20 protein-coding genes are annotated in these 21,775 nt (G+C 68.6%); 12 read left to right on the top strand and 8 right to left on the bottom strand.

Annotated elements, in window-relative coordinates; all coding sequences use genetic code 11:
• Positions 1–81 precede the first annotated feature (81 nt).
• The gene (gene gdhA, locus HNR09_RS07360; RefSeq protein WP_179541442.1) at positions 82–1,437 is read left to right on the top strand and encodes an NADP-specific glutamate dehydrogenase; all 1,356 of its coding nucleotides are present in this window, start codon (positions 82–84) and stop codon (positions 1,435–1,437) included.
• A 21-nt stretch (positions 1,438–1,458) separates the two neighbouring features.
• Here gdhA and HNR09_RS07355 read toward each other — a convergent pair whose 3' ends face one another.
• From HNR09_RS07355 to HNR09_RS07345, 3 genes are all read right to left on the bottom strand, one after another.
• Positions 1,459–2,229 carry a sulfite exporter TauE/SafE family protein gene (locus HNR09_RS07355; RefSeq protein ID WP_179543082.1) on the bottom strand — a complete coding sequence of 257 codons (771 nt, stop codon included), beginning with the start codon at positions 2,227–2,229 and terminating at the stop codon, positions 1,459–1,461.
• Positions 2,230–2,327: 98 nt separating this feature from the next.
• A complete protein-coding gene (locus HNR09_RS07350) occupies positions 2,328–2,867 on the bottom strand; it encodes a YceI family protein (RefSeq protein WP_179541441.1) in 540 nt (179 codons plus the stop codon).
• A gap of 124 nt (positions 2,868–2,991) precedes the next feature.
• Positions 2,992–4,029: a LacI family DNA-binding transcriptional regulator gene (locus tag HNR09_RS07345; RefSeq protein WP_343047480.1), complete on the bottom strand. Its 1,038-nt coding sequence runs from the start codon at positions 4,027–4,029 to the stop codon at positions 2,992–2,994.
• 124 nt (positions 4,030–4,153) lie between these two features.
• Between HNR09_RS07345 and HNR09_RS07340 the strand changes: the two genes are divergently transcribed.
• The 7 genes from HNR09_RS07340 to HNR09_RS07310 are packed head-to-tail and all read left to right on the top strand — an operon-like array spanning position 4,154 to position 14,375.
• Complete coding sequence (locus HNR09_RS07340; RefSeq protein ID WP_246348754.1) at positions 4,154–4,945, top strand: FHA domain-containing protein; 792 nt, start codon at positions 4,154–4,156, stop codon at positions 4,943–4,945.
• Entirely contained in the window at positions 4,945–5,454 is a 510-nt protein-coding gene (locus HNR09_RS07335) for an FHA domain-containing protein FhaB/FipA (protein WP_179541440.1), read from the top strand. The genes HNR09_RS07340 and HNR09_RS07335 overlap by 1 nt, the downstream gene beginning before the upstream one ends.
• A 3-nt stretch (positions 5,455–5,457) precedes the next feature.
• Complete coding sequence (locus HNR09_RS15950) at positions 5,458–7,248, top strand: PP2C family protein-serine/threonine phosphatase (protein WP_343047479.1); 1,791 nt, start codon at positions 5,458–5,460, stop codon at positions 7,246–7,248.
• Positions 7,245–8,774: an FtsW/RodA/SpoVE family cell cycle protein gene (locus tag HNR09_RS07325; protein WP_179541439.1), complete on the top strand. Its 1,530-nt coding sequence runs from the start codon at positions 7,245–7,247 to the stop codon at positions 8,772–8,774. The genes HNR09_RS15950 and HNR09_RS07325 overlap by 4 nt, the downstream gene beginning before the upstream one ends.
• Entirely contained in the window at positions 8,771–10,222 is a 1,452-nt protein-coding gene (locus HNR09_RS07320; protein ID WP_179541438.1) for a penicillin-binding transpeptidase domain-containing protein, read from the top strand. The genes HNR09_RS07325 and HNR09_RS07320 overlap by 4 nt, the downstream gene beginning before the upstream one ends.
• Entirely contained in the window at positions 10,219–12,111 is a 1,893-nt protein-coding gene (locus HNR09_RS07315) for a protein kinase domain-containing protein (RefSeq protein WP_179541437.1), read from the top strand. The genes HNR09_RS07320 and HNR09_RS07315 overlap by 4 nt, the downstream gene beginning before the upstream one ends.
• A complete protein-coding gene (locus tag HNR09_RS07310; protein ID WP_179541436.1) occupies positions 12,108–14,375 on the top strand; it encodes a protein kinase domain-containing protein in 2,268 nt (755 codons plus the stop codon). The genes HNR09_RS07315 and HNR09_RS07310 overlap by 4 nt, the downstream gene beginning before the upstream one ends.
• Positions 14,376–14,388: 13 nt before the next feature.
• Here HNR09_RS07310 and HNR09_RS07305 read toward each other — a convergent pair whose 3' ends face one another.
• Genes HNR09_RS07305 through HNR09_RS07295 form a run of 3 tightly spaced genes read right to left on the bottom strand, consistent with a single transcriptional unit; the run spans position 14,389 to position 16,092 of the window.
• Positions 14,389–15,051 carry an anthranilate synthase component II gene (locus tag HNR09_RS07305; protein WP_179541435.1) on the bottom strand — a complete coding sequence of 221 codons (663 nt, stop codon included), beginning with the start codon at positions 15,049–15,051 and terminating at the stop codon, positions 14,389–14,391.
• Between the two features lie 11 nt (positions 15,052–15,062).
• Positions 15,063–15,224, bottom strand: a complete 162-nt coding sequence (locus HNR09_RS07300) for a hypothetical protein (RefSeq protein WP_179541434.1) — start codon at positions 15,222–15,224, stop codon at positions 15,063–15,065.
• 1 nt (position 15,225) lies between these two features.
• Positions 15,226–16,092: a class E sortase gene (locus tag HNR09_RS07295; protein ID WP_179541433.1), complete on the bottom strand. Its 867-nt coding sequence runs from the start codon at positions 16,090–16,092 to the stop codon at positions 15,226–15,228.
• Positions 16,093–16,274: 182 nt separating this feature from the next.
• Between HNR09_RS07295 and HNR09_RS07290 the strand changes: the two genes are divergently transcribed.
• Positions 16,275–16,601 (top strand): cell division protein CrgA, encoded by a 327-nt coding sequence (locus tag HNR09_RS07290; protein ID WP_343047477.1) that lies wholly within the window; start codon positions 16,275–16,277, stop codon positions 16,599–16,601.
• A gap of 88 nt (positions 16,602–16,689) precedes the next feature.
• On the opposite strand, the gene HNR09_RS07285 is transcribed toward HNR09_RS07290, so the two are convergent.
• Positions 16,690–17,574, bottom strand: a complete 885-nt coding sequence (locus tag HNR09_RS07285) for a hypothetical protein (RefSeq protein ID WP_179541431.1) — start codon at positions 17,572–17,574, stop codon at positions 16,690–16,692.
• Positions 17,575–17,733: 159 nt separating this feature from the next.
• Between HNR09_RS07285 and HNR09_RS07280 the strand changes: the two genes are divergently transcribed.
• The 3 genes from HNR09_RS07280 to HNR09_RS07270 all read left to right on the top strand — a co-directional run bounded on the left by HNR09_RS07280 (position 17,734) and on the right by HNR09_RS07270 (position 20,230).
• Entirely contained in the window at positions 17,734–18,267 is a 534-nt protein-coding gene (locus HNR09_RS07280) for a peptidylprolyl isomerase (protein WP_179541430.1), read from the top strand.
• Positions 18,268–18,435: 168 nt separating this feature from the next.
• Positions 18,436–19,143, top strand: coding sequence for a rhomboid family intramembrane serine protease (locus tag HNR09_RS07275; RefSeq protein WP_343047476.1), 708 nt, complete (start codon positions 18,436–18,438; stop codon positions 19,141–19,143).
• A gap of 244 nt (positions 19,144–19,387) precedes the next feature.
• Positions 19,388–20,230: a PhzF family phenazine biosynthesis protein gene (locus HNR09_RS07270; protein WP_179541429.1), complete on the top strand. Its 843-nt coding sequence runs from the start codon at positions 19,388–19,390 to the stop codon at positions 20,228–20,230.
• A gap of 6 nt (positions 20,231–20,236) precedes the next feature.
• Here HNR09_RS07270 and HNR09_RS07265 read toward each other — a convergent pair whose 3' ends face one another.
• A complete protein-coding gene (locus HNR09_RS07265; RefSeq protein ID WP_179541428.1) occupies positions 20,237–21,655 on the bottom strand; it encodes a copper amine oxidase in 1,419 nt (472 codons plus the stop codon).
• Between the last annotated feature and the right edge of the window lie 120 nt (positions 21,656–21,775).

Below are 21,775 nucleotides of genomic sequence, written 5' to 3'. Positions count from 1 at the left end.
CCGGCCGACCTGACCGGTAGAGTCCGCCGGGCAGGACTCTGACAGCCCTGACAGCCCGGACAGCTCAGGAAGGAGCCGCACGTGAGCCCTCATCACACACACATCAGCCAGGTCCATGAGCAGATCATCGCCAGGAATCCCGGTGAACGGGAGTTCCACCAGGCTGTCGAGGAGGTCTTCGAGTCGCTCCACCTGGTGCTGGAGAAGCACCCCGAGTACATGGACGGCTCCGTGCTGGAGCGCATGTGTGAGCCGGAGCGACAGATCATCTTCCGGGTGCCGTGGACCGACGACGGCGGCACGGTCCACATCAATCGCGGCTTCCGGGTCCAGTTCAACTCGGCCCTGGGGCCCTATAAGGGAGGCCTGCGGTTCCACCCCGACGTGCTGCTGGGCACGGTCAAGTTCCTCAGCTTCGAGCAGGTCTTCAAGAACAGCCTCACGGGCCTGCCGATCGGTGGCGGCAAGGGCGGCAGCGACTTCGACCCCAAGGGCCGCAGCGAGGGGGAGATCATGCGGTTCTGCCAGTCGTTCATGACTGAGGCGTATCGGCACATAGGCGACAAGGTCGACGTCCCTGCCGGAGACATCGGGGTGGGCCGGCGGGAGATCGGTTACCTGTTCGGCCAGCACAAGCGCATCACGAACCGCTACGAGGCCGGGGCGATCACCGGCAAGGGCACCACCTGGGGCGGTTCGCTCCTCCGCCCGGAGGCCACCGGCTACGGCACCGTCTACTTCACCGAACACATGCTGCGCGCCGCCGGGGAGGGCATGGACGGGCGCCGTGTGGCGGTCTCCGGCTCGGGCAACGTGGCCCTCCACGCGATCGAGAAGGTCCAGGAGCTGGGCGGCACGGTCATCGCGGCCTCGGACTCCGCCGGCCACGTCCATGATCCCGAGGGCATCGACCTGGAGCTGCTGCGCGAGGTCAAGGAGGTCCGCCGGGAGCGCATCTCGGCCTATGCGGAGGCCCGGCCGCACGCGCGGCACCACTCCGGGGCGGTCTGGACACGCGGGGACCTCGAGGACGTCGAGGTCGCCCTGCCCTGCGCCACGCAGAACGAGATCGACGCCGATGCGGCCCGGCGTCTGGTCAGCAACGGCGTGCGGGTGGTCGCGGAGGGCGCCAACATGCCGTGCACCCCGCAGGCGGTGCAGATCTTCCGCGAGAACAGGCTGCTCTTCGCCCCGGGCAAGGCGGCCAATGCGGGCGGCGTCGCGGTCTCGGCGCTGGAGATGCAGCAGAACGCGAGCCGCGACTCCTGGACCGCCGAGTACACCGATGAGCGGCTCGCCGGGACGATGGAGCATATCCACACCCTCTGCGCGGAGACCGCCAAGGAGTATGGGGTCCCTGGGGACTACGTGGCCGGGGCGAACATCGCCGGATTCCTGCGGGTGGCTGATGCCATGATCGCCCAGGGCGTCATCTGAGCTGATCCGGGGGGTCACGCCTCAGCCGCCCAGCACCTGCCACGTCCCGCGGATCAGCGCCCCGAGGGCGCCGAGGCCGGCGAGGGCCATCGCCAGGGTGCGCGCATGGGCCGGGGAGACGACCTTCGCCAGTTGGCCGCCGAGCAGGATGCCGAGCAGCACGATGGCCACGATGGCACCGAAGAGCAGGCCCAGATGCAGGTCACCGGTCTGGCCGACCTCGTCCACTGAGCCGAGGAGCAGCTTGGTGACCACCGACGCGGCGCCCATGGTCATGAACAGCGGCTGCATGGTCGCCGCGAAGCTCTGCTGGTCCCAGCGGGAGAGCCGCGCACAGATGACCATCACGGGGGCCGCCACCCCGGAGGTCGTGTTGAAGAAGCCGCCGAGGACACCGCTGACGACGTCCACGCGCCGGCCCTCCCAGTGCGGCAGGCGGGGCAGGCTGACGGTGATGAGCAGTGCGCTCAGCACGATGGCGCCCAGGATGATGGACAGCCAACCGGCGGAGAGCTGGCCGACCAGCCAGGCGCCCGGGATCGCCCCGATGACGGTCACGGGGCCCAGGGTCCGGAAGCGTCGCCAGTCGATCCGCGACCAGACGGCGAGCATGATCAGGAAGCCGGAGACCATCGTGGCCATGTTGGTGATCAGCACCCCGAGGGCGGGTCCCAGCAGGATGGACAGCACCGGCGCGACGACGAGCCCCACCCCGCTTCCGGAGACGCGCTGCAGCACGGTGCCGATCAGGACAGCGCCGGCGATGATCAGCAGGGGGCCGAGGACCGTCATGGACACGGATGCCACTGTACTCCGGACATGACGAGGCCCCCACGCCGTGGGGTGCGGGGGCCTCGTGTCTGCTGAGCTCAGCTCACAGGGCGCTCAGCTCACTCGCCCTGTTCGAGGACGAAGGCGGCCTCCAGGTCGATGGTGACCTTGTCCCCGACCAGCACGCCGCCGGCCTCCAGGGTGGCGTTCCAGGTGAGCCCGAAGTCCTTCCGTGAGATGACCGCGCTGGCGGAGAATCCGGCGCGGGTGGCGCCGAAGGGGTCCACCGCCTGACCGCCGAACTCGACGTCGAAGGTCACCGGACGGCTCTCGCCGCGGATGGTCAGGTCGCCAGTGACCTCGAACTCCTCGCCGGCCGGCGTGAAGTCACGGGCCACGAAGGTCAGCTCGGGATGGGTCTCGACGTCGAGGAAGTCCTCGCCGCGGACGTGCGCGTCGCGGTCGGCGTTCTTGGAGTCGAAGGACCCCACCTTCACGGCGGCCTCGACGGCGGAGGCGCCGCCCTCGGCCACGGTCAGCGTCGCATCGGCGTCGGTGAAGACGGCGCGGACCTTCGAGATGCCGGCGTGACGGACGGTCATGCCGATCTCGGAATGGGCCACGTCCAGCGTCCAGGTGCCGGGGGTCAGAGATGCCATGTTCAGTGCGCTCCTTCAGTTGATCGTGCGCTGGGTTGATCGTTCGCTGCCGGTCGGCGTGTGGTCGACCAGGGAGGGGTCGGCGGTGCCGACTCGTCAGGGGTCAACCAAGGCAGGCACCAATTTATTTCAAAACTGAAAAGTCTGTCGAGGCGCGGCGGACCAGCTGCGTGTCGAGGACGACGGACTTCGCCTCCTCACCCTGCATGAGTCGCAGGAGCATGTCCACAGCGGTCGTGGCCAGCGAGTCCACCGGATTGCGCACCGTGGTCAGCGACGGACGGCTCAGCGAGGCGGCCTGCGAGTCGTCGAATCCGACGACGGCGATCTGCTCCGGCACCTGCAGTCCGGCCGCCTGGATCTCATGGATCGCGGCGACCGCCATCAGGTCCGAGGCGACGAAGACCGCGTCGAGCCCCTTCTCCCGCCGCAGCAGGCGCCGCATCCGCTCCCCTCCGGACTCCGCGGAGAAGTCAGCGATCTCCACCAGGTCATCGGCCAGCCCGGCGGCGCGCATCGCCCGTCGCCAGCCGGACAGCCGGTCCGCGCCCGGAGCCATGTCCTGCGGGCCTGCGATGGTGCCGATGCGGCGACGGCCTCGGGAGATGAGGTGCTCCGCGGCGAGCGCCCCGCCCGCCTCGTTGTCCATGTCAACATAGGGCAGACCCGCGCCGCCGGCCTGGGGGCGGCCCACATGGACCGCCGGCAGCCGAGTCTCCCGCAGGGCGCGCCAGATCTCCTCGTCCTGGTGGTGGGAGACCACGATGGCGCCGTCTGTGCCGCCGCCGCGCAGGTACTTTTCGATCTTGCGGCACCCGTCACCGGGGCGGCCCATCGCCAGCAGCACCTGCACCGTGGAATCGGCGAGGGCCTGGGTGATGGAGACCAGCAGCGACGCGAAGAACGGATCGCGGAAGACCCGGTCCTCAGCCTCGGGGACGACCACGGCGATGGAACCGGCCTCACGGGTCACCAGCGAGCGTGCCGCACGGTTAGGCCGATAGCCCAGCTCCGCGACGGCGTCCAGCACGGCTTCGCGGGCGGCCGGACGCACCCTCAGGTCCTCATTGACGACTCGGGAAGCCGTGGCCCGCGAGACCCCGGCTCGTGCGGCGACGTCCTCCAACGTGGGTGCTCGGCGGCCACCTGTCTCTCTGCTCACATCTCCACGGTAGCCCGTCGGCCTCCGGCCGGCGGGGCCGCACGGCGCAGAGGGCACGTTTGAAGCGCCCATCACCAGGTGAGACAGTAGACTCTTTGAGAGACTGCCCCGAGCAGGGACAGTCATGAAGACGGAGAAGGAGGTGCCGATGGGCCTGCTGGACAACGTCGAGCGTGGCATCGAGAAAGCCGTCCGCGGCGCCTTCTCTGGACGCGGAGGGAGCCTCGGCCCCGTGGAGATCGCCACCGCCGTACGTCGGCACATGGACCGTGAGTCCTTCACCATGTCCCAGGGACGCAGCTTCGTCCCCAATGTCTACAGGATCCGCCTCTCGGAGGAGGATTTCGCAGCCGCCAGGAAGTATGGCGTCGCCCTGGCCGAAGAGCTGTGCGAGGAGATCATCCGCCACGCGGACTCGCAGGGGTACACGCTGCTCGGCCCGGTGAAGGCCACCTTCGTGAAGAACACCGACCTGAAGCGCGGCCAGCTGGGCATCGAGTCGCTCACCGAGAAGGACGCCGCCGGCGCCGAGCCGGCGCCGAGCGTCCACCAGCCCGCCCCTGAGGCCGAGGAGATCGCGCCCACCATCGCGCAGCCAGCCGTGCCGACCCCCTCGGTGGTCGCAGTCCTGGACCACGAGGGCCGGCAGCACCCCGTGCGCGCCGAAGGCACCGTGATCGGCCGCTCCACCTCCGCTGACCTGACCATCCCGGACACCGGCGTCTCCCGTCGCCACCTGGAGGTCTTCCGCGACGGCCGGCGCTGGATCGCCCGGGACCTCGGCTCGACCAACGGCTCCTACGTCGACGGCGAGCAGCTCATCGGCTCCCATGACCAGGTCGAGCTCTTCGACGGAGCGCTGATCTCGCTGGGCAATGCCCGGCTGCGCTTCCGTCTGGCGACCGGGGAGGTGTGATGAGCGAACTCGCCGTCACGGCCCTGCAGTTCGGGCTCCTCCTGCTGCTGTGGATCCTGATCCTCTCGATCATCGCGGCACAGGGACGCGACCTGATGGTCTCCAAGAAGTCCCGCACCCGCGCTCACACCTCGGCGGCGCGCAAGAACGACGGCGGCTCAGCAGCTCGGACGCCATCGGGCTCCTCGGCGCCCACCACCGGTCAGACCCAGCGGCCCAAGCCCCGGAAGCTCGTGGTCACCGAGGGCCCCCTGACGGGCACCCAGCTGGACCTGGGATCGGCCCCGATCATGCTCGGCCGCGCCCAGGAGTGCACGCTGGTGCTGGAGGACGACTACTCCTCCGGCAAGCACGCCCGGCTCTTCCCCCAGGGTTCGCGATGGTTCCTGGAGGACCTGGGGTCCACCAACGGCACCTGGCTCGGCGAGGAGCAGCTCACCCGCGCCTCCACCGTGGAGCCCGGGGAGCGCATCCGCATCGGCAAGACCGTCCTGGAGCTGAGGACCTAGCCCGTGGCCCTGGTCTTCCGCTTCGCCGCCCGCTCCGAGACCGGAGTCGTCCGTTCCAAGAACGACGACTCCGGCTATGCGGGGCGCTATTTCGCGGTGGTCGCCGACGGCATGGGAGGCCATGCAGGCGGCGACGTCGCCAGCGCCTCCACCGTGCTGGACCTCGCCCACCTGGACACCCTCGGCTTCGCCGAACCAGACACCGTGCTGCCCGATGAGATCCAGACGGCCAACGCGTTCCTGAACAAGCTGGTCAAGGCCAATCCGAAGCTCTCCGGGATGGGCACCACCATCACCTCTCTGCTGATCACCGGGGACCGACTGCAGTTCGCCCACATCGGGGACTCGCGGGCCTACCGGCTGAAGAAGGGCCGCTTCCGGCAGGTCAGCAAGGACCACACCTTCGTGCAGCGGCTCGTCGACGAAGGGCGTCTGGATCCGGACGAGGCTGAGTTCCATCCGCACAAGAACGTGCTGATGCGCGTGCTCGGCGACGTCGACGCCTCCCCGGAGCTGGACATCACCTCCTTCCCGCTGGAGGCCGGTGAGCGCTGGCTGCTGTGCTCCGACGGCCTCAACGCGGTGGTCTCTGATCGGCTCGTGGAGCAGAAGCTGCGCTCCTCGCGATCATTGGAGTCGATCGTCGAGGAGCTGGTCGACCTCACCCTCGAAGGCGGGGCCCCGGACAACGTGACGGTGCTCTGCCTGGAGGTCGTGGAGGCCGATGAGCAAGACCTGACCCCCAGCCGGCGTCTGCCGCTGACCCAGGCCGCCGTGGACGCCGCCGCCGAGGGCTATCAGCCCCCGACGGGGCAGTCAACCGGCGGTGAGCACCCCGGCGACGCCGAAGAGACCATGGAGCTGGTGCCCGTGGTCAACGTAGACGCGCTCTCCGAGCACCCGCCGGAGGAGGACGACGAACTCTCCCCGCTGACCGCCTCGATGCTCGGCCAAGGACTGGAGACCCGCCCGCATCTGCTGGTGGGCGCCGCCGACAAGGCCACCGAGACCGGCATGATCCCGGTGGTGGCCCGCAATGTGGACGAGCATCCGATGGCGGTGCTGCTCACCGGCCAGCCGCTGATCCCGGTGCGCCACACCTACTCTGAGATGCTGGGCGACCACCGTGAGCACCCGGCCGAGGAGACTCCGCGCTCCGAGCAGGCTCCGGAGGTCGCGGAGACGGCCGAGAGCCCCGAGGAGCAGCCGGCGGAAACGTCGGGAGCGACGCCGGCAGTGACGTCTGCGGGAGCATCCGCGGAGACGTCGGAAGAGGCTCCACTGGGGGAGGACGAGGACCCCGACCTCTCCGACCCGGCGCTGACCGAGGCCGATATGGCGAGCTCGGAGATCGACGTCGAGGACGTGGCGATCGCGAGCCGCGCCTCCCGTCGTCGTCGCTGGTTCCTGCCGACCTTCGTGACCCTGCTCGCGCTGCTGCTGGGCGTGGTGACGTTCCTGGGATACATCTGGACCCAGACCCAGTATTACGTGGGCCAGGACGACGGTGAGGTGGCCATCTACAACGGCGTCTCGCAGTCGCTGGGCCCGATCCCGCTCTCCGGGGTCGACGAGCACGCCGGCTTCGACGTCGAGGAGCTCTCCCCCTACCACCGTGAGCGGGTGCTGCGCGGCATCCCCGCCGACGACCGCAGCCATGCGGACACGATCGTGGAGCAGCTGCGGGCGACCACGGCCTCCGCGCGGGAGGCCGAAGCCGAGGAGGCGGACGCAGAAGACGCAGGCACAGAGGAAACAGACGAGCCGACCGAGGACGGGGGTGAAGAGCAGTGACCCAGGTGGAGACCGCACCCAGGCCGCGTCGCAACGTGGAACTGGTGCTGCTGCTGCTCGCGCTGACCATCGGCATCGGTGCGAAGTTCCTCGTCGCCGTCGCGATGGACGAGCCCTACGACCAGACCTACTACACCGAGGCGGCGCTGTTCGTCGCCATGTCCCTCGCCTTCCACATCGTGCTGCGGCTGCGGGCCAAGTACGCCGACCCGTTCATCCTGCCGATCGTGGTGACGCTCAACGGGCTGGGCATGGCGATGATCCACCGTCTGGACCTGGTCACCGGAGGGCCGCCCGCGGAGGACCGCCAGCTGATGTGGACCCTGGTCTCGATGGCCGCAGCGATGGCGCTGCTGTGGTTCCTCCAGGATCACCGGCGGCTGCGCCAGCTGACCTACATCTCCCTGGTGGTCAGCGTGGTGCTGCTGTTCCTGCCGCTGATCCCTGGGCTGGGCATGACGATCAACGGCGCCCGGATCTGGGTGAACCTGGGCTTCGCCTCCTTCCAGCCTGCGGAGATCGCCAAGATCACCCTGGCGATCTTCTTCGCCGGGTTCCTGGCCAACAACAGGGACCTGATCCTGCTGGCAGGTCGGCGCATCGGCCCGCTGCAGCTGCCCCGCGCCCGGGACCTGGGGCCGATGTTCATCGCCTGGATCGTGGCCATCGGTGTGCTGGTCGTGCAGAACGACCTGGGCACCTCCATCATGTTCTTCGGCCTCTTCATGGGCATGATCTACGTGGCGACCTCGCGGCTGTCCTGGATCATCATCGGCGTGGGCCTGGTCGCCGCCGGCGGCCTCCTGGCCAACCAGTTCGTCCCGCATGTGAATCAGCGGGTGGAGATCTGGCTCAACGCCTTCGACGAGGAGATCTATTCGCGGCCCTTCGGCGGCTCGGACCAGATCGTCCAGGGCCTGTTCGGACTCACCAACGGCGGCCTGACCGGCACCGGCTTCGGCTCCGGCCTGCCCCAGCGGGTGCCGCTGTCGAACTCTGACATGATCATCGCGGCCTTCGGCGAGGAGCTCGGGTTCATCGGGCTCTCCGCGATGCTGATGCTCTACCTGCTGCTGTTCAGCCGGTTCATGCGCGCCGGCCTGGGCACCCGCGACGCCTTCGGCAAGCTGCTCTCTGTGGGCTTCGCCGTGGTGCTGGTGCTGCAGATCTTCGTGGTGGTCGGCGGCATCACACGGGTGATCCCCATGACCGGTCTGACCACCCCGTTCCTCGCCGCCGGCGGATCCTCGCTGCTGGCCAACTGGCTCATCCTGGCACTGGTGCTGATGATCTCGCATGCGGCGCGGCGACCCATCGTCGTCGGCCCGATGGTCAACGTCACCGGCGCCGACGCCGCCGGCACCGAGAACCCCACCCATCACGAGGGCCCTGGAGCCGCCGAGCCCAAGCGCCCGGTGGCCAAGCCGCTCACGGCGGCGGAGCGCACCCAGCGCCACGCCCCCGCCCACGGGCACCCCCTCGAAGAGCCCGACCCCACCCACGAGACCTCAGGGGGCGACCGGTGAACAACGCGATCCGTCATACCTGGCTCGTCAGCGTCGGCCTCTTCGTCGTGCTCTTCGCCGCGCTCAGCCTCATCCAGGTGGCGCTGACCGAGGAGCTGAACTCCCACCCGAACAACGTGCGCCAGGTCTATCAGGACCGCGGCGCTCCGCGGGGGGCGATCACCGTGGACGGCACCGCCATCGCCGAATCCGTGCCCTCGGAGGGCACCAACTTCGACTACCAGAGGGTCTACCATGACCCCTTCCTGTACTCCGGCATCACCGGGTTCTACTCGATCGCCGCTGAGTCCACCGGGCTGGAGAACTCGATGAACGACTACCTCACCGGGCAGTCGGACAGTCAGTTCTTCGACCGGATCACCTCCCTGTTCACCGGGGAGACGTTGGAGGGCGCGCAGGTCGAGCTCACCCTGGATCCGGAGCTGCAGCAGCTGGCCTATGACACGATTCCGGACGGCACCCGCGGATCGATCATCGTCTCCGAGGTGGGCACCGGAGAGATCAAGGCGATGGCGTCGAAGCCGAGCTACGACACGAATCTGCTCGCAGTGCACTCCACCACCCAGTTCCAGGAGAACATCGATGCGCTCAGCGAGGAGGACGGCCTGAGCGCGTACCGGTTCAGACCGGTGTATGACACCATCGCCCCCGGCTCGACGTTCAAGCTGATCGATCTGGTGGCCATGCTGGACTCCGGGGACTTCGACGCCGACACGGTGATGGACAATCCGTCCGAGATCGAGCTCCCGCAGTCCAACCGCACGCTGAGCAACTTCTTCGGCGGCATCTGCGACCAGCAGTCCGAGGCCGATCTGCACTTCATCACCGCCCAGTCCTGCAACACTCCCTTCGCGGAGACCGCCATGGACATGGGGCAGGAGCCTATTCGCGAGGCCGCCGAGGCGTTCGGCTGGAACCAGAGCATCGACTTCCCGCTGACGGTCTCCCCCTCGCAGTTCCCGGAGGTCGGCTCCGACGCCGAGCTGGCCTACGCCTCGATCGGCCAGGCGAGCGTGACCTCGACCCCGCTGCAGATGAACATGGTCGCCATGGCCATCGCCAACGGCGGCACGCTCATGCAGCCGACGCTCATCGAGTCAGTGCGCGCGGCGGACCTGCAGGTGATCGAACGCTCGGAGCCGGAGGTCTTCGGCGAGCCGATCTCCGAGGACGTCGCCGAGGAGCTCACCGAGCTGATGCAGGGCCCCGTGGAGTCCGGCACCGCGTGGCGGGGCCAGAGCGACCGATTCGACATCGCCGCGAAGACCGGCACCGCCCAGATCGGTGACGACAGCAACCTGGTGCACTCCTGGATCACCGGTTTCGCCCCCGCCGACGATCCCCAGTATGCGGTGACCGTGGTCTACGAACGCATCGACTACGACTACGGCTCCTCGCTGACCGCGCCGAACATGCGCACGATGCTCGAGGCGGTGATCGAGGAATGAGACCTGCTGTGGGCATCCTCATGGGCGATCGCTACAAGCTCACCGAGCGGATCGCCATCGGCGGCATGGGTGAGGTGTGGAAGGCCTCCGACGAGATCCTGGGCCGCACGGTGGCGATCAAGATCCTCAAGGAGGAGTACACCGGCGACGAAGCCTTCCTCCGCCGCTTCCGCGCCGAGGCGAGGCACACCGCGCTGCTCAACCACCCCGGCATCGCCGACATCTACGACTACGGCGAGCAGGCCGGCTCCGGCTACCTGGTCATGGAGCTCGTGCCGGGACGTCCCCTCTCCGTGCTGCTGGAGAAAGACCGGACGCTGCCCTGGGAGAAGACGCTCTCGATCATCGCCCAGACCGCGCGCGCCCTGCAGGTCGCCCACGACCAGGGACTCGTCCACCGAGACGTGAAGCCGGGGAACCTGCTGATCACCCCCACCCGCCGGGTGAAGATCACCGACTTCGGCATCGCCCGACTGGCCGACCAGGTGCCGCTGACCGCCACCGGCCAGGTGATGGGGACCGTGCAGTACCTCTCCCCGGAGCAGGCGACCGGCCAGCACGCCACCGGGTCCTCGGACATCTACGCCCTGGGGATCATCGGCTATGAGGCCATGGTCGGGCACCGTCCGTTCACCGGAGAGTCGCAGATCGCGATCGCCCTCAAGCAGGTCAACGATCCGCCCCCGCCGCTGCCGGACACCATCCCGGAGCCGGTGCGGGCACTGATCATGTCCATGCTGGCCAAGGACGCCGGCGACCGGCCGATGAACGCAACGAAGCTCGCCGAGGCCTCCGACGCGCTCCTGCGGCACGACCTCGACGCTGCGCTGAAGGCCGTGCCGACGCTGCTGGACCACATGAGCCACCCCGAGGCCGGGGACGACACCACCCAGGTGATCCCTGCGGCCACGAAACCGACTGCGGTGGTCCCCGCGGCAGGCGCCGCAGCCGGGGCGGCCGGAGCGTCCGTGCCGACTCCGGCACTGTCTGCTCGGACTCCGGAACAGCCGCCGGAGGCCTCAGAGCCCGCCGGGGCGGCAGCGGCGGCCGGCACGTCGAAGAGGGGGTCGAAAGGCTCCAAGGATTCCAAAGACTCCAAGAACTCCAAGGACTCCTCAGGGGGCCTGACTCGCTGGCGGTGGCCGCTGGTGGCGCTCGTCGCCCTGGTGCTGCTGGCGCTGTTCGGCTCCTGGATGCTGCCCCGGCTGACCAGCTCAGAACCGGAGCCCCAGCCCACGGTGACCGAGACCTTCACGGCCGAGGCCGAGATCGTGACGATCGACGAGGCCGACTTCCTGGGCATGACCCTGGAGGTGGCCACCGAGCAGCTCACCGAGATGGGCCTGGTGGTGGAGGCTGAAGAGGTCGAGTCCCCCCAGCCGGCCGGCACCGTGGTGGCCGTCGCACCCACCGGACAGGTGCCGGCGGGCTCCACCGTCAGACTCTCCTACTCCGTAGGCCTCGAGTCTCTGCCCTCCCCGACCGACCAGGCTGATCCTGACCCCGGCTCTGAGGAACAAGGGGGAAGCGCGGACGACCCCGCCCAGGATGAGGGTCAGACCGGCGGCGGAGACGGCAGCGGTGGAAACGGCAACGGCGGCGGGAACGGGAACCAGGAGGACACCGGCGAGGCAGAGACCGACTCGCCCTCCCCGACACCGACCTCCCCCGCACCGAGCCCCACCGACGGCGAGGACGACGATCCCGACGAGACCACCCCGGCTCCGCCCGAAGAGGACGGGGAGCCCGAGGAGACCGAGGAAGGCGCCGACGCGGCACCGGAGCCGACCACCGGCCAGGACGCCGACGAGACGGAGCCCCGCGAGGGCGATGCGGAGGAGCCGCAGTCCGGGGAGTCCGACGACACGACACGAAGTGGACAGGCATGATGACTGAGAACGGACACCGCGTCCTCAACGGCCGGTACCGCATCGAGGCCCTCATCGGGCGTGGCGGGATGGCCGACGTGTACCTCGGGCACGACCTCTCCCTGAACCGCCGGGTGGCGGTGAAGATGCTGCGCCCGGACCTGGCCCGCGACCCGCAGTTCCAGGGCCGGTTCCGGCGCGAGGCCCAGTCGTCGGCCTCCCTGAACCACCACAACATCGTCGGCGTCTATGACACCGGTCGAGCCGACGTCGAGGACTCCCACCATGCGGAGATCAAGACCCCGTACATCGTCATGGAGTACGTGGACGGCGTCACCCTGCGGCACATCATGCACGGCACTCCCACCCACGAGGGCACCGGCGACGTCGACGCTGACGACGAGGCGACACAGCTGCAGTCCTCCGCGGAGGACCGCACGGTCGCCGACGGCGCCCCCGCCGAGGACGGCTCGGGCCCTGACGTCCTCGCCCTGGGGGACACCGGGCGCACCGACGTCGAGGAGCACGGTCCGGCCGCCGAGGTGGGTGAACCGCTGCGCCAGAGGATCGACGAAGCGCTGGGCAGACCGATGCCGGAGCCGAAGGCCGCCGAGTACCTCGACGGCATCCTGGGCGCCCTGAGCTACAGCCACGAGAAGGGGATCGTTCACCGGGACATCAAGCCCTCCAACGTGATGGTGGCGCAGAACGGTGCCGTGAAGGTGATGGACTTCGGCATCGCCCGCGCGCTGGCGGACTCGGCCTCGACGATGACCCAGACCTCCGCGGTGGTCGGCACCGCCCAGTACCTGTCCCCGGAGCAGGCCCGCGGCGAGGTCGTCGACCACCGCAGCGACCTCTACTCCGCCGGCTGCGTGCTGTTCGAGCTGCTGACCAACCGGCCGCCCTTCCAGGGGGAGTCCCCGGTCTCAGTGGCCTACCAGCATGTGCGGGAGGACCCGCCGCAGGTCTCGGACCTGAACCCGCACGTCTCCCCGGCCATGGAGTCCGTGGTGGCCAAGGCCCTGACCAAGGACCCGGCCGCCCGCTTCCAGAACGCCGACGAGTTCGCCTCCGCGATCAAGGACGCCCTGCACGGGGTGCCCGTGGAGGACGCCACCGCCGCCATGCCCGCCGTCGACCCCGGCGACGACTTCGATCAGCTGGTCAGCGCCGGCGCGGCCGGGCTCGGCACTCCGCTGTCCGCACGCACTCCGGAGGATCCGGACCTCTACCAGGAGCCCGAGGAGGAGGTGGAGGAGCCACGACGTCGTCGTGGGTTCGCCTGGCTGTGGGTGGTCCTGCTGATCGCTCTGGTCGCCGGAGGGACCTGGGCGCTGATCCGCATGCTCGACACCGATTCCGCCCAGGTGCCGGAGGTCGAGGGCATGACACAGGCCGAGGCCGTCGCAGAGCTGGCCGAGGCGAACATCGAGCCGGCGGACATCGAGACGGTCCCGGACCCTGCGATCGAGGCTGACCATGCCATCGGCACCGATCCGGAAGCCGGGGAGCGGCTGGGCGAGGATGAGGAGCTGATCCTCTACATCTCCGCGGGCCAGGACCAGGTGACCATCCCGGACGGCCTGCAGGGTGAGACCCAGGAGACGGTCCGCGCAGAGCTCGAGGCGGTGGGGCTGGAGGTGGGTGAGCTCATCGAGGAGGACCATCCGACCGTGGGCGCCGACGAGCTCATCGCCACCGACCCGGAAGGCGGGAGCACAGTGGAGCTCGGCTCCGAGGTGGACCTGGTCCTGGGCACCGGCCTCTACCCGGTCCCTGACGTGGCGCTGCTCTCGGCATCGGAGGCCCGTGCGCAGCTCGAGGAGGCCGGATTCACCGTGACCGACTCCACGGTGGACTGGACCACGGACGCCTACGACGCCGGCACCGTCGGCGGGACCTTCTACGGCGGCGATCTCATCGATCCGGGCACGCCCATCCCCCAGGGCGCCACCGTGTCGATCTCCCTGGCTGTGGCTCCGGAGCCGGAAGAGTCCCCGGAGCCTGAGGAGACCCGCTCCCCTGACGACGAGGACGAGGACGACGGGGACGACGATGAGGACACCGACGAAGACGCCGATGACGAGGAGTCACCCACCGACGAGCCGGAGGACGAGGAGTCACCCACTGACGAGGCGACCGGCGATGACGAGGACACCGACGACGAGGACACCGACGACGAGGACACCGACGACGAGCCGACCGGGAACGGCGAGGGCAACGGCAACGGCGGGAACAACGGAAACGGCGGAGGCAACGGGAACGACTCCGACGACGACTGAGCCGGACCGCGGCTCAGCGGATCGGGTTGAGGTCCGCGGCCTTCGCCGCCGCGCCCTCCTGCCCCAGTGACTCCAGCCAGTTTCCCAACATCCGGTAGCCGCCCTCGGTGAGCACCGACTCCGGGTGGTACTGCATGCCCCACAGCGGGGCGGAGCGGTGCGCCAGGCCCATGATGACGCCGTCGGCGGTGGTGGCGGTGACCTCCAGGACGTCCGGCACGGACTCCGGGGCGACCACCAGGGAGTGATACCGGGTGGCCACGAACGTCTTCGGCAGCCCGTCGAAGGACCCATGACCGGTGTGGGTGACGTCGCTGGTCTTGCCGTGCATGAGCTGCTCGGCGTGGACGACCGTGCCGCCGAAGGCCTCCCCGAGGCCCTGGTGTCCCAGGCAGACGCCCAGCATGGGGGTTGTCGCCTCCGCGCACCAGCGGGTCAGCTCGATGGACACCCCGGCCTCATGCGGGGCCCCCGGACCCGGAGAGATCAGCACACCGTCGTGCTCGGCGGCCAGAGCGATCGCCTCCTGGACGGGGAGATCGTCATTGCGGATCACCGTGGTCTCCGCCTCGAGTTCACGCAGGTAGCCCACCAACGTGTAGACGAAGCTGTCGTAGTTGTCGACCACCAGGATCTTCGCCCGGAAAGGCGGCCGTTCCTCTGTGTTCTCAGTCATCGCGCACCATGCTAGCCGTCCTGGATGGTCGAATCGTTCAGCGGGCTGTACTGGTCCACCCAGGGGAAGACGACCTCCATGAGCAGGAGCACGGCGGCGGCCAGCAGCGCCAGGGTGAGGATGATCCTCATCCACAGCGGTCCGGGCAGGTGTCGGAAGATCCAGGCGTACATCTCAGCGTCCCTCCTGCGAGCTGAGGTCCCCGAAGGGGCCCTCAGCCTGCATGCGCCGCTCCACGGTGTCAGCGATCGCCGTCGGCGGTCCGTCGGAGAGCGGGGCGTAGTCGACCAGTTCGGCGTGAGTGATCATCCGCTCCAGGGTGGTGTAGGGCGGGTGGCAGGTGGTCAGGGTGAGGATCGAAGTGTCTCCGGGCTCCTCATCGAGTGCTCCGGGCACCGGGGCCAGCACCTCGGACTGGTGGGGCGCCACGATGTAGGTCTCGGTGACGGAATAGATGTACCAACCGTCGGGGGACTGCACGTAGACCAGGTCCCCGACGGCGAACTTGTCCTGGTTCCACAGGATGTTGCCGTAGGTCTGGCGGTGGCCGGCCAGTGCGAAGTTGCCAGGCTCCCCGGGAAGCTGGGTGGAGCTGTAGTGCCCCAGCCCTGCCCGGTTCAGAGACTCCGGCCCGACGCCGGGCACCACCGGCGCGCCCCAGTCCGACCCCATGCGCGGGGCATAGACCATGGCCATCACCTGGCCCTGGTCGGCGAACTCTGCGGTGTTGTCGGGACTGGGGACCACCAGATCCTCCAGCTCGACGCCGCTGCCTCCCTCGTCGTCCCCCTGGCCGGCCCCCTCCAGGGCCTCGATGCTGGAGAACAGCTCCTGGCTGGACTCATCCCGCTCTCGATCGGCCTCCAGACCTGTCCACCAGAGCTCCCAGACGAGGAAGAGGATGCCCAGCACCCCGAGGGTGATGAGCAGCTCCCCGATCCCGCCGAGGATCCGCGAGCCCGCTGATCGACGGACCGGGAGAGCGGCTCTCCGACGTCGCGCATGGCGCGGCCGTATGGCCGGAGATCGCTCAGCTGGCATGGACGCCCTGTCCTCTCGTGGTGTGCAGAGAATGGTCGGCCCGCCGCGACGACGACGGACCCGATAGAATGACACGCAGACCATGTGTCCCCACGTCGTGGAGGACAGAGTCAGGATACCGAAGTCGACCAGGGTCTCGCGGCCCCGCTGCCGTGATCACGCCCCGGAAGGATCAGCTCACCGTGCCAGAGTCGAAGAACCGCAAGAAGAGCGACAAGCGCAGTCGGAAGAACCGCGGGAGGCTCACCACCGAGGATGCAGGCGCCTCGAAGTCCCCGCTGAACGATGCAGACCCCTTCGCCGAGGATCTCGACGACCTCGAGGATCAGGGCCTGCCCCTCTGGTATCGGGTCACGATGATCGGTCTGATGATCCTGGGGCTGCTGTGGCTCATCGTCTGGTACATCAGCCAGGGCCTCGCCCCGATCGCCGCTGCAGGTGGATGGAACGTCATCATCGGCTTCGGCATCGCGATGATCGGATTCTTCATGACGATGCGCTGGCGCTGACCGCCGACCCCGCAGACCGTGAGGGCCCCGTCGATCGAAGGATCGACGGGGCCCTCACGGTCTGCCTCCGGCCGAGGCGGAATCTGGATCAGGTGGCCGGCTTCGGCTGGGGGATGCCCCCATCCTTGGTGACGCTGTCAGCCGGCTGGGCCGGCTTGTCGCCGGACGCCGCAGCCTGGTCCGGCTCAGGCTTGGCCGAGGGGGCCGCACGCTGAGGCGAATCGGCCGACGTCGAAGCCTGCGGCTTCGCGCTGGCGTTGGTCTCCGCCTGCGCCGCCGGCTTCGAGGAGGAGGCCGGAGTGCTGCTGGAGATCGGCTCCGGCTTCTTCCACGGGTCCTCCACAGGCTGCGAGGCACGCCAGGCCGCCACTCCGGCGGTGACGCCGGCGGCCACCAGGCCGAAGATCAGCAGCCCCTTGCGGCGGCTCTTGGTCCTCTGCTGCTTCTTCAGCGCCTTCGCGGTCTGCTTGGCGTACTTCTCGGAGGTCTTGCGCAGCTTCTTGACCACCTTCTTGTCGCCCGTGGCCTTCACCAGGGCCTGCTCGACGCGCGGGTCGATCTCAGCCTTGTGGATCAGCTTGGCCGTGCGGTCCGCGTATCCGCCGAGCTTGGCGGAGGCGGCCGGCACATAGTCCTTCGCCAGCTGGCGCTTCGCGTCGGAGTACTTCGCGTAGATCTTGTCCACCTCGGCCTTGGCCTGCGGCGGGAGCCTGTCGTACTGGGACTCGAGACCCACCGAGGCTTTGGACGCCAGACCTCGAGCGCGGTCTGCGGCACCAGCGGCATTGGATTCGACCGTCCGCAGAGCGCGCGCCGAGGCATCCTGAACCTTCGGGGCGTTCTTGCGGTAGGTGGTCTCAGCCCAGTCCGCGGCGACCCCCAGCTTCGGGGCGGTCCAGTCACGGGCCGTCTCGACGCCGGCGAGCACCCTGTGCTCCCAGGTGTGGCTCGGTTTCTTCTTCTTACCGAACATGCATGTCCTCCGAATCAGGATCGGTGTGCTGTGCTCAGCTTACGACCTTCAGCCCCTCTCCTGCTATGAGAAGCGGCGATGCGTCGTCTCCGGTTCGTTCAGACCTGTCTCGGGACGTCGTCACCAGGCTTGTCAGGATCTGGTGAGAGAATATCGGCCATGAGCGCTATCGCAACCCACAAGGCAACCATCCGGACCACAGCCGGCGAGATCCACGTGGACCTCTACGGCCACCACGCCCCGAAGACCGTGAAGAACTTCGTCGGCCTGGCCACCGGGGAGATCACCTGGAAGCACCCCGAGACCGGGGAGGAGAAGGTCGGCGCCCCGCTGTACGACGGCACCGTCTTCCACCGCATCATCGCCGACTTCATGATCCAGGGCGGGGATCCGCTCGGCATGGGCGTCGGCGGCCCCGGTTACCAGTTCGAGGACGAGATCCACCCTGAGCTGGACTTCAGCGCCCCCTACAAGCTGGCGATGGCCAACGCCGGCCCGGGCACCAACGGCTCCCAGTTCTTCATCACCTCGGTGCCCACCACCTGGCTGCAGGGCAAGCACACCATCTTCGGCGAGGTCGCCGACGAAGACTCCAGGAACGTCGTCGACGCGCTGAACAAGGTCGCCACCGACATGCGTGACCGCCCTCAGGAGGACGTGGTCGTCGAGACCATCGCGATCGAGAAGGTCTGACGACATCTCGTGACCGCTGAGCACCCCCACACCGGGGCGGGCCATCCCGCCCCGGTGTGCCCGCGCCACCCTGACCGTTCGACGCATCTGCGCTGCCAGCGCTGCGAACGGCCTGCCTGCCCACAGTGCCTCCATCAGGCCCCGGTCGGGTTCCACTGCGCGGACTGCGTGGCCCGCGCCCGGGCCACCATGCCGGTGCCGCGGACCCGCTTCGGGGCCGTCGCGCGCCCGGACCGCGCCCCGAAGGTCACCTATTCGGTGATCGGGATCTGCGTGGTGATGTACCTGCTGCAGTGGCTGACCGGCGGCGTGGTCACCGAGCGGCTCTGGTACGCTCCGCTGCACACATCCAGCTGGGCCTTCGAACCCTGGCGGATGCTCACCTCCGCCCTGCTGCACTCGCCCTCCAGCGCGATGCACATCTTCTTCAACATGGTGGCCCTGTGGTTGTTCGGGCGGGTCGTCGAGCCGGCCGTGGGCGCCTGGCGCTACGGACTGCTTCTGCTGCTCTCAGCCTTCGGCGGATCCGTGGCCGTGCTGTTCCTGACCCCGGCCACCACTCCCACCGTCGGCGCCTCCGGAGCCGTCTTCGGTCTCTTCGGCGCCATGTTCATCCTGCTGCGGTCCTCCGGCGCCCAGACCGGCGGCCTGCTGGTGCTGATCGCCATCAACGTCGCCGTCAGCCTGCTGGTCCCCAACATCTCCTGGCAGGGGCATCTCGGCGGGCTCCTGACCGGTCTGCTGTGCGCCCTGGTGATCGCCAGAGTGCCCCGAGGCCCTCACCGCAGCCTCTGGCAGGGGCTCGGACTGGCGGCCGTCGCTGCGGCGCTGGTGGTGCTCACCGGATTCGGAGTTCCCCTGGTCAGCCCGCTCTGAGCTGACCCACCGATCAACACCCTGTGGAGAATCCTCTCCACAATGGCTGCGGATTCTCCAAAGACGGGGCTTATCCACAGGTGTTATCCACAGTGTGGAGAAGTTACATCTCTGTATTTCCCCAGTTCAGCGCTTTCTCCACAGGCACCTGTGGACGAAGTGCCCTTCTGTGGAGTGATCTGTGCACTGACGCGCTGCGCCTGGGCGTCAGACCCTCTCGAGCAGTGACGGCTACAGTAAGACCATGAGTCGAGAATTCCGCCAGATCGACGTGTTCACCACGGGCCCGTTCACCGGGAATCCGCTCGCTGTGGTCGCCGACGCCGAGGGCCTCGACGAAGACACCATGCGACGGTTCTCTGCCTGGACGAACCTCTCCGAGTGCACCTTCCTGCTGCCGCCCACGGTGCCGGAGGCTGACTACCGGGTACGGATATTCAGCCTGGACACGGAGCTCCCCTTCGCGGGGCATCCCACTCTGGGCACAGCCCGCGCCTGGCTGGACCTGGGCGGACGCCCGGCCCGGGACGACCTGCTGATCCAGGAGTGCCCCGCCGGCCTGATCCGGGTCCGGCGCGACGGCGACACTCTCGCCTTCGCCGCCCCGCCGAGGCTGCGCACCGGCCCGGTGGACCCACAGCTGCGTGAGGCGATCCGCAGGGTGCTGGGCGTCTCCGAGCAGCAGCTGGTGGACGCCTCCTGGGCCGACAACGGACCAGGGTGGATCGCTGTGCTTCTGGACAGCGCGGAGACGGTGCTCAGTCTGCGCCCCGAACTGACCCGGGGCGGGCTGGATGACCTGAAGGTCGGCGTGGTGGCCCCCGCCGCGGACGGGGATGCCGACGTCGAGGTCCGGGCCTTCTTCTCCGCGGGTCGGGCCTTGCCGGAGGACCCCGTGACCGGCAGTCTCAACGCCTCGGTCGCCCAGTGGCTCACCGAGACGGGCAGGCTCACCGCCCCTTATGTGGCGGCTCAGGGCACGGCGATGGGCCGGCGCGGTCGGGTCCATGTGGACGCCGACTCGGACGGCACCCTGTGGATCGGCGGAGAGGCGAAAGTCGCGGTGCGCGGGTCCCTCGAGATCTGAGCGGGGTCAGTCGTCCTGAGGTTCTTCCAGGTCGTCCAGCTCGTCGAGGTCGATGTCGCTGCCGTCGTGGTCGTCGTCGAGGTGCCGGGTGAACTCGGAGTCCTCCGGCATGCCGTCGATGCCTTCCCGCTCCTCAGGGACGTCCGCGCGGGTGGAGGTGAAGTCCCTCGGCCCCATGGTGAAGCTCTGCCAGTGCATCTCCATGGGCGACTGGTCTTCGTCCCGGGGCACGTGGTGATACCCGATCGCCACCCAGGAGACGATGTCCTCCAATGTGCCGGTGTCGTCCTCGTCGATGTAGTCCAGCACGGTGCGGCCGCAGCCTCCCCTGTTCCGCGTGGCGAAGACCTGGCATTCGTCGTGGTTGGTGAAGGCGATGTCGTATCCGGCGTCCTCGCCGTGATGGTGACCCTCTTCCACGAAGGTGAAGCTGTCGGTGACGCCGAGGTTGATCTCGTAGGAGATGGGGTGCCCGTTGTCGTTGAGGAGGTCCGGAGCCATGACCCGCCACCATCGCCGGTCGTCACCGTGATGGGCGGAGGGCTCGCTGATCCGTGTCAGCGATCCGTCGACGACGGGTGACTGCGATCCTGCGTCGCCCGTGGGCTCGGCGTCGTACTGCTCGACCGCCATCTCTTCATCCTCGCCGAGGTCCCAGTGGACCTTCCACACCACGTTGTGCGAGTGGCTGGCGGCGTAATCGGCGTCGCCGTCGCCGACAGGCCATCCGTGGTCCTCGTCCGTGTAGTCCACCGGGGAGAGGTCGCCGGTGGCACCCAGCGCCGGGCGGATGGAGCCGTCCGAGCCGAAGGTGTATTCGCTGATGTATTCGTACCAGCCCACCTTGGAGATCGTGGAAAGTCGCCACTCGTCCCCGCGAGCGACGGTCAGCATCCCGTCTGCATGGGAGCGGTAGGCCAGACCAGAGTCCTGCGTCTCCGAGCAGAGGACCTCGCGTTCAGGGGAGTCGCCGTGCTGGGTGCCGTCTCCGATGTTCGGGATCTCCAGGGCGAGGCGGTCTCCGAGGCACTCCGTCTCGGTCAGGCTGTGCATGCGGGTGCCCCCGAAGCCGGCCTCCGTGATGTCCGAGGTCAGGCGTTCGCCGTCGTCGTAGGGGACCTCCATCTGCGCCAGGGAGAGCTCATGGATCAGCTGGACGGGTTCTCGGTCGGCGGCGGCGAAGTGGATGTCGGAGAGCACCATGCCGCGTTTCGGGTCCACTGAGAAACACATCGACCAGCTCGAGCCGGAAGCCATGGTCTGCTCCAGCGGCAGACCATGTCCGCAGTCCAGATGGGAGACGTCCGGCTCGGTCTCCGCAGCGGTCTCCGTCTCAGCATCGGCGCAGCCGACCAGCAGCAGTGAGATGACGGCTCCAGCGGAGAGCAGAGCGGCTGAAATACGAGGAAGGTTGAGGCGAGGCATGGTTCTCTCAGCGGAGGGGAGGTGCAGGTCGGTCTCTGGGCGGCACCGACTTTCTCGGTGCACACATGAGCGGATGGCTGCACCACCCCGCGAGGGGCGATGCAGCCATCCGCATCAGGT

The sequence above is a fragment of the Nesterenkonia xinjiangensis genome, assembly GCF_013410745.1.
GTDB lineage: Bacteria > Actinomycetota > Actinomycetes > Actinomycetales > Micrococcaceae > Nesterenkonia > Nesterenkonia xinjiangensis.
This window is presented reverse-complemented; position numbering and strand designations above follow the sequence as displayed.

Excerpts from the sequence above, each read along its gene's own strand:
- HNR09_RS07355 (WP_179543082.1), bottom strand. The coding sequence starts at position 2,229 with ATGACGGTCCTCGGCCCCCTGCTGATCATCGCCGGCGCTGTCCTGATC.
- HNR09_RS07350 (WP_179541441.1), bottom strand. The coding sequence starts at position 2,867 with ATGGCATCTCTGACCCCCGGCACCTGGACGCTGGACGTGGCCCATTCC.
- HNR09_RS07340 (WP_246348754.1), top strand. The coding sequence starts at position 4,154 with ATGAAGACGGAGAAGGAGGTGCCGATGGGCCTGCTGGACAACGTCGAG.
- HNR09_RS07335 (WP_179541440.1), top strand. The coding sequence starts at position 4,945 with ATGAGCGAACTCGCCGTCACGGCCCTGCAGTTCGGGCTCCTCCTGCTG.
- HNR09_RS07315 (WP_179541437.1), top strand. The coding sequence starts at position 10,219 with ATGAGACCTGCTGTGGGCATCCTCATGGGCGATCGCTACAAGCTCACC.
- HNR09_RS07310 (WP_179541436.1), top strand. The coding sequence starts at position 12,108 with ATGATGACTGAGAACGGACACCGCGTCCTCAACGGCCGGTACCGCATC.
- HNR09_RS07305 (WP_179541435.1), bottom strand. The coding sequence starts at position 15,051 with ATGACTGAGAACACAGAGGAACGGCCGCCTTTCCGGGCGAAGATCCTG.
- HNR09_RS07300 (WP_179541434.1), bottom strand. The coding sequence starts at position 15,224 with ATGTACGCCTGGATCTTCCGACACCTGCCCGGACCGCTGTGGATGAGG.
- HNR09_RS07295 (WP_179541433.1), bottom strand. The coding sequence starts at position 16,092 with ATGCCAGCTGAGCGATCTCCGGCCATACGGCCGCGCCATGCGCGACGT.
- HNR09_RS07285 (WP_179541431.1), bottom strand. The coding sequence starts at position 17,574 with ATGTTCGGTAAGAAGAAGAAACCGAGCCACACCTGGGAGCACAGGGTG.
- HNR09_RS07280 (WP_179541430.1), top strand. The coding sequence starts at position 17,734 with ATGAGCGCTATCGCAACCCACAAGGCAACCATCCGGACCACAGCCGGC.
- HNR09_RS07270 (WP_179541429.1), top strand. The coding sequence starts at position 19,388 with ATGAGTCGAGAATTCCGCCAGATCGACGTGTTCACCACGGGCCCGTTC.
- HNR09_RS07265 (WP_179541428.1), bottom strand. The coding sequence starts at position 21,655 with ATGCCTCGCCTCAACCTTCCTCGTATTTCAGCCGCTCTGCTCTCCGCT.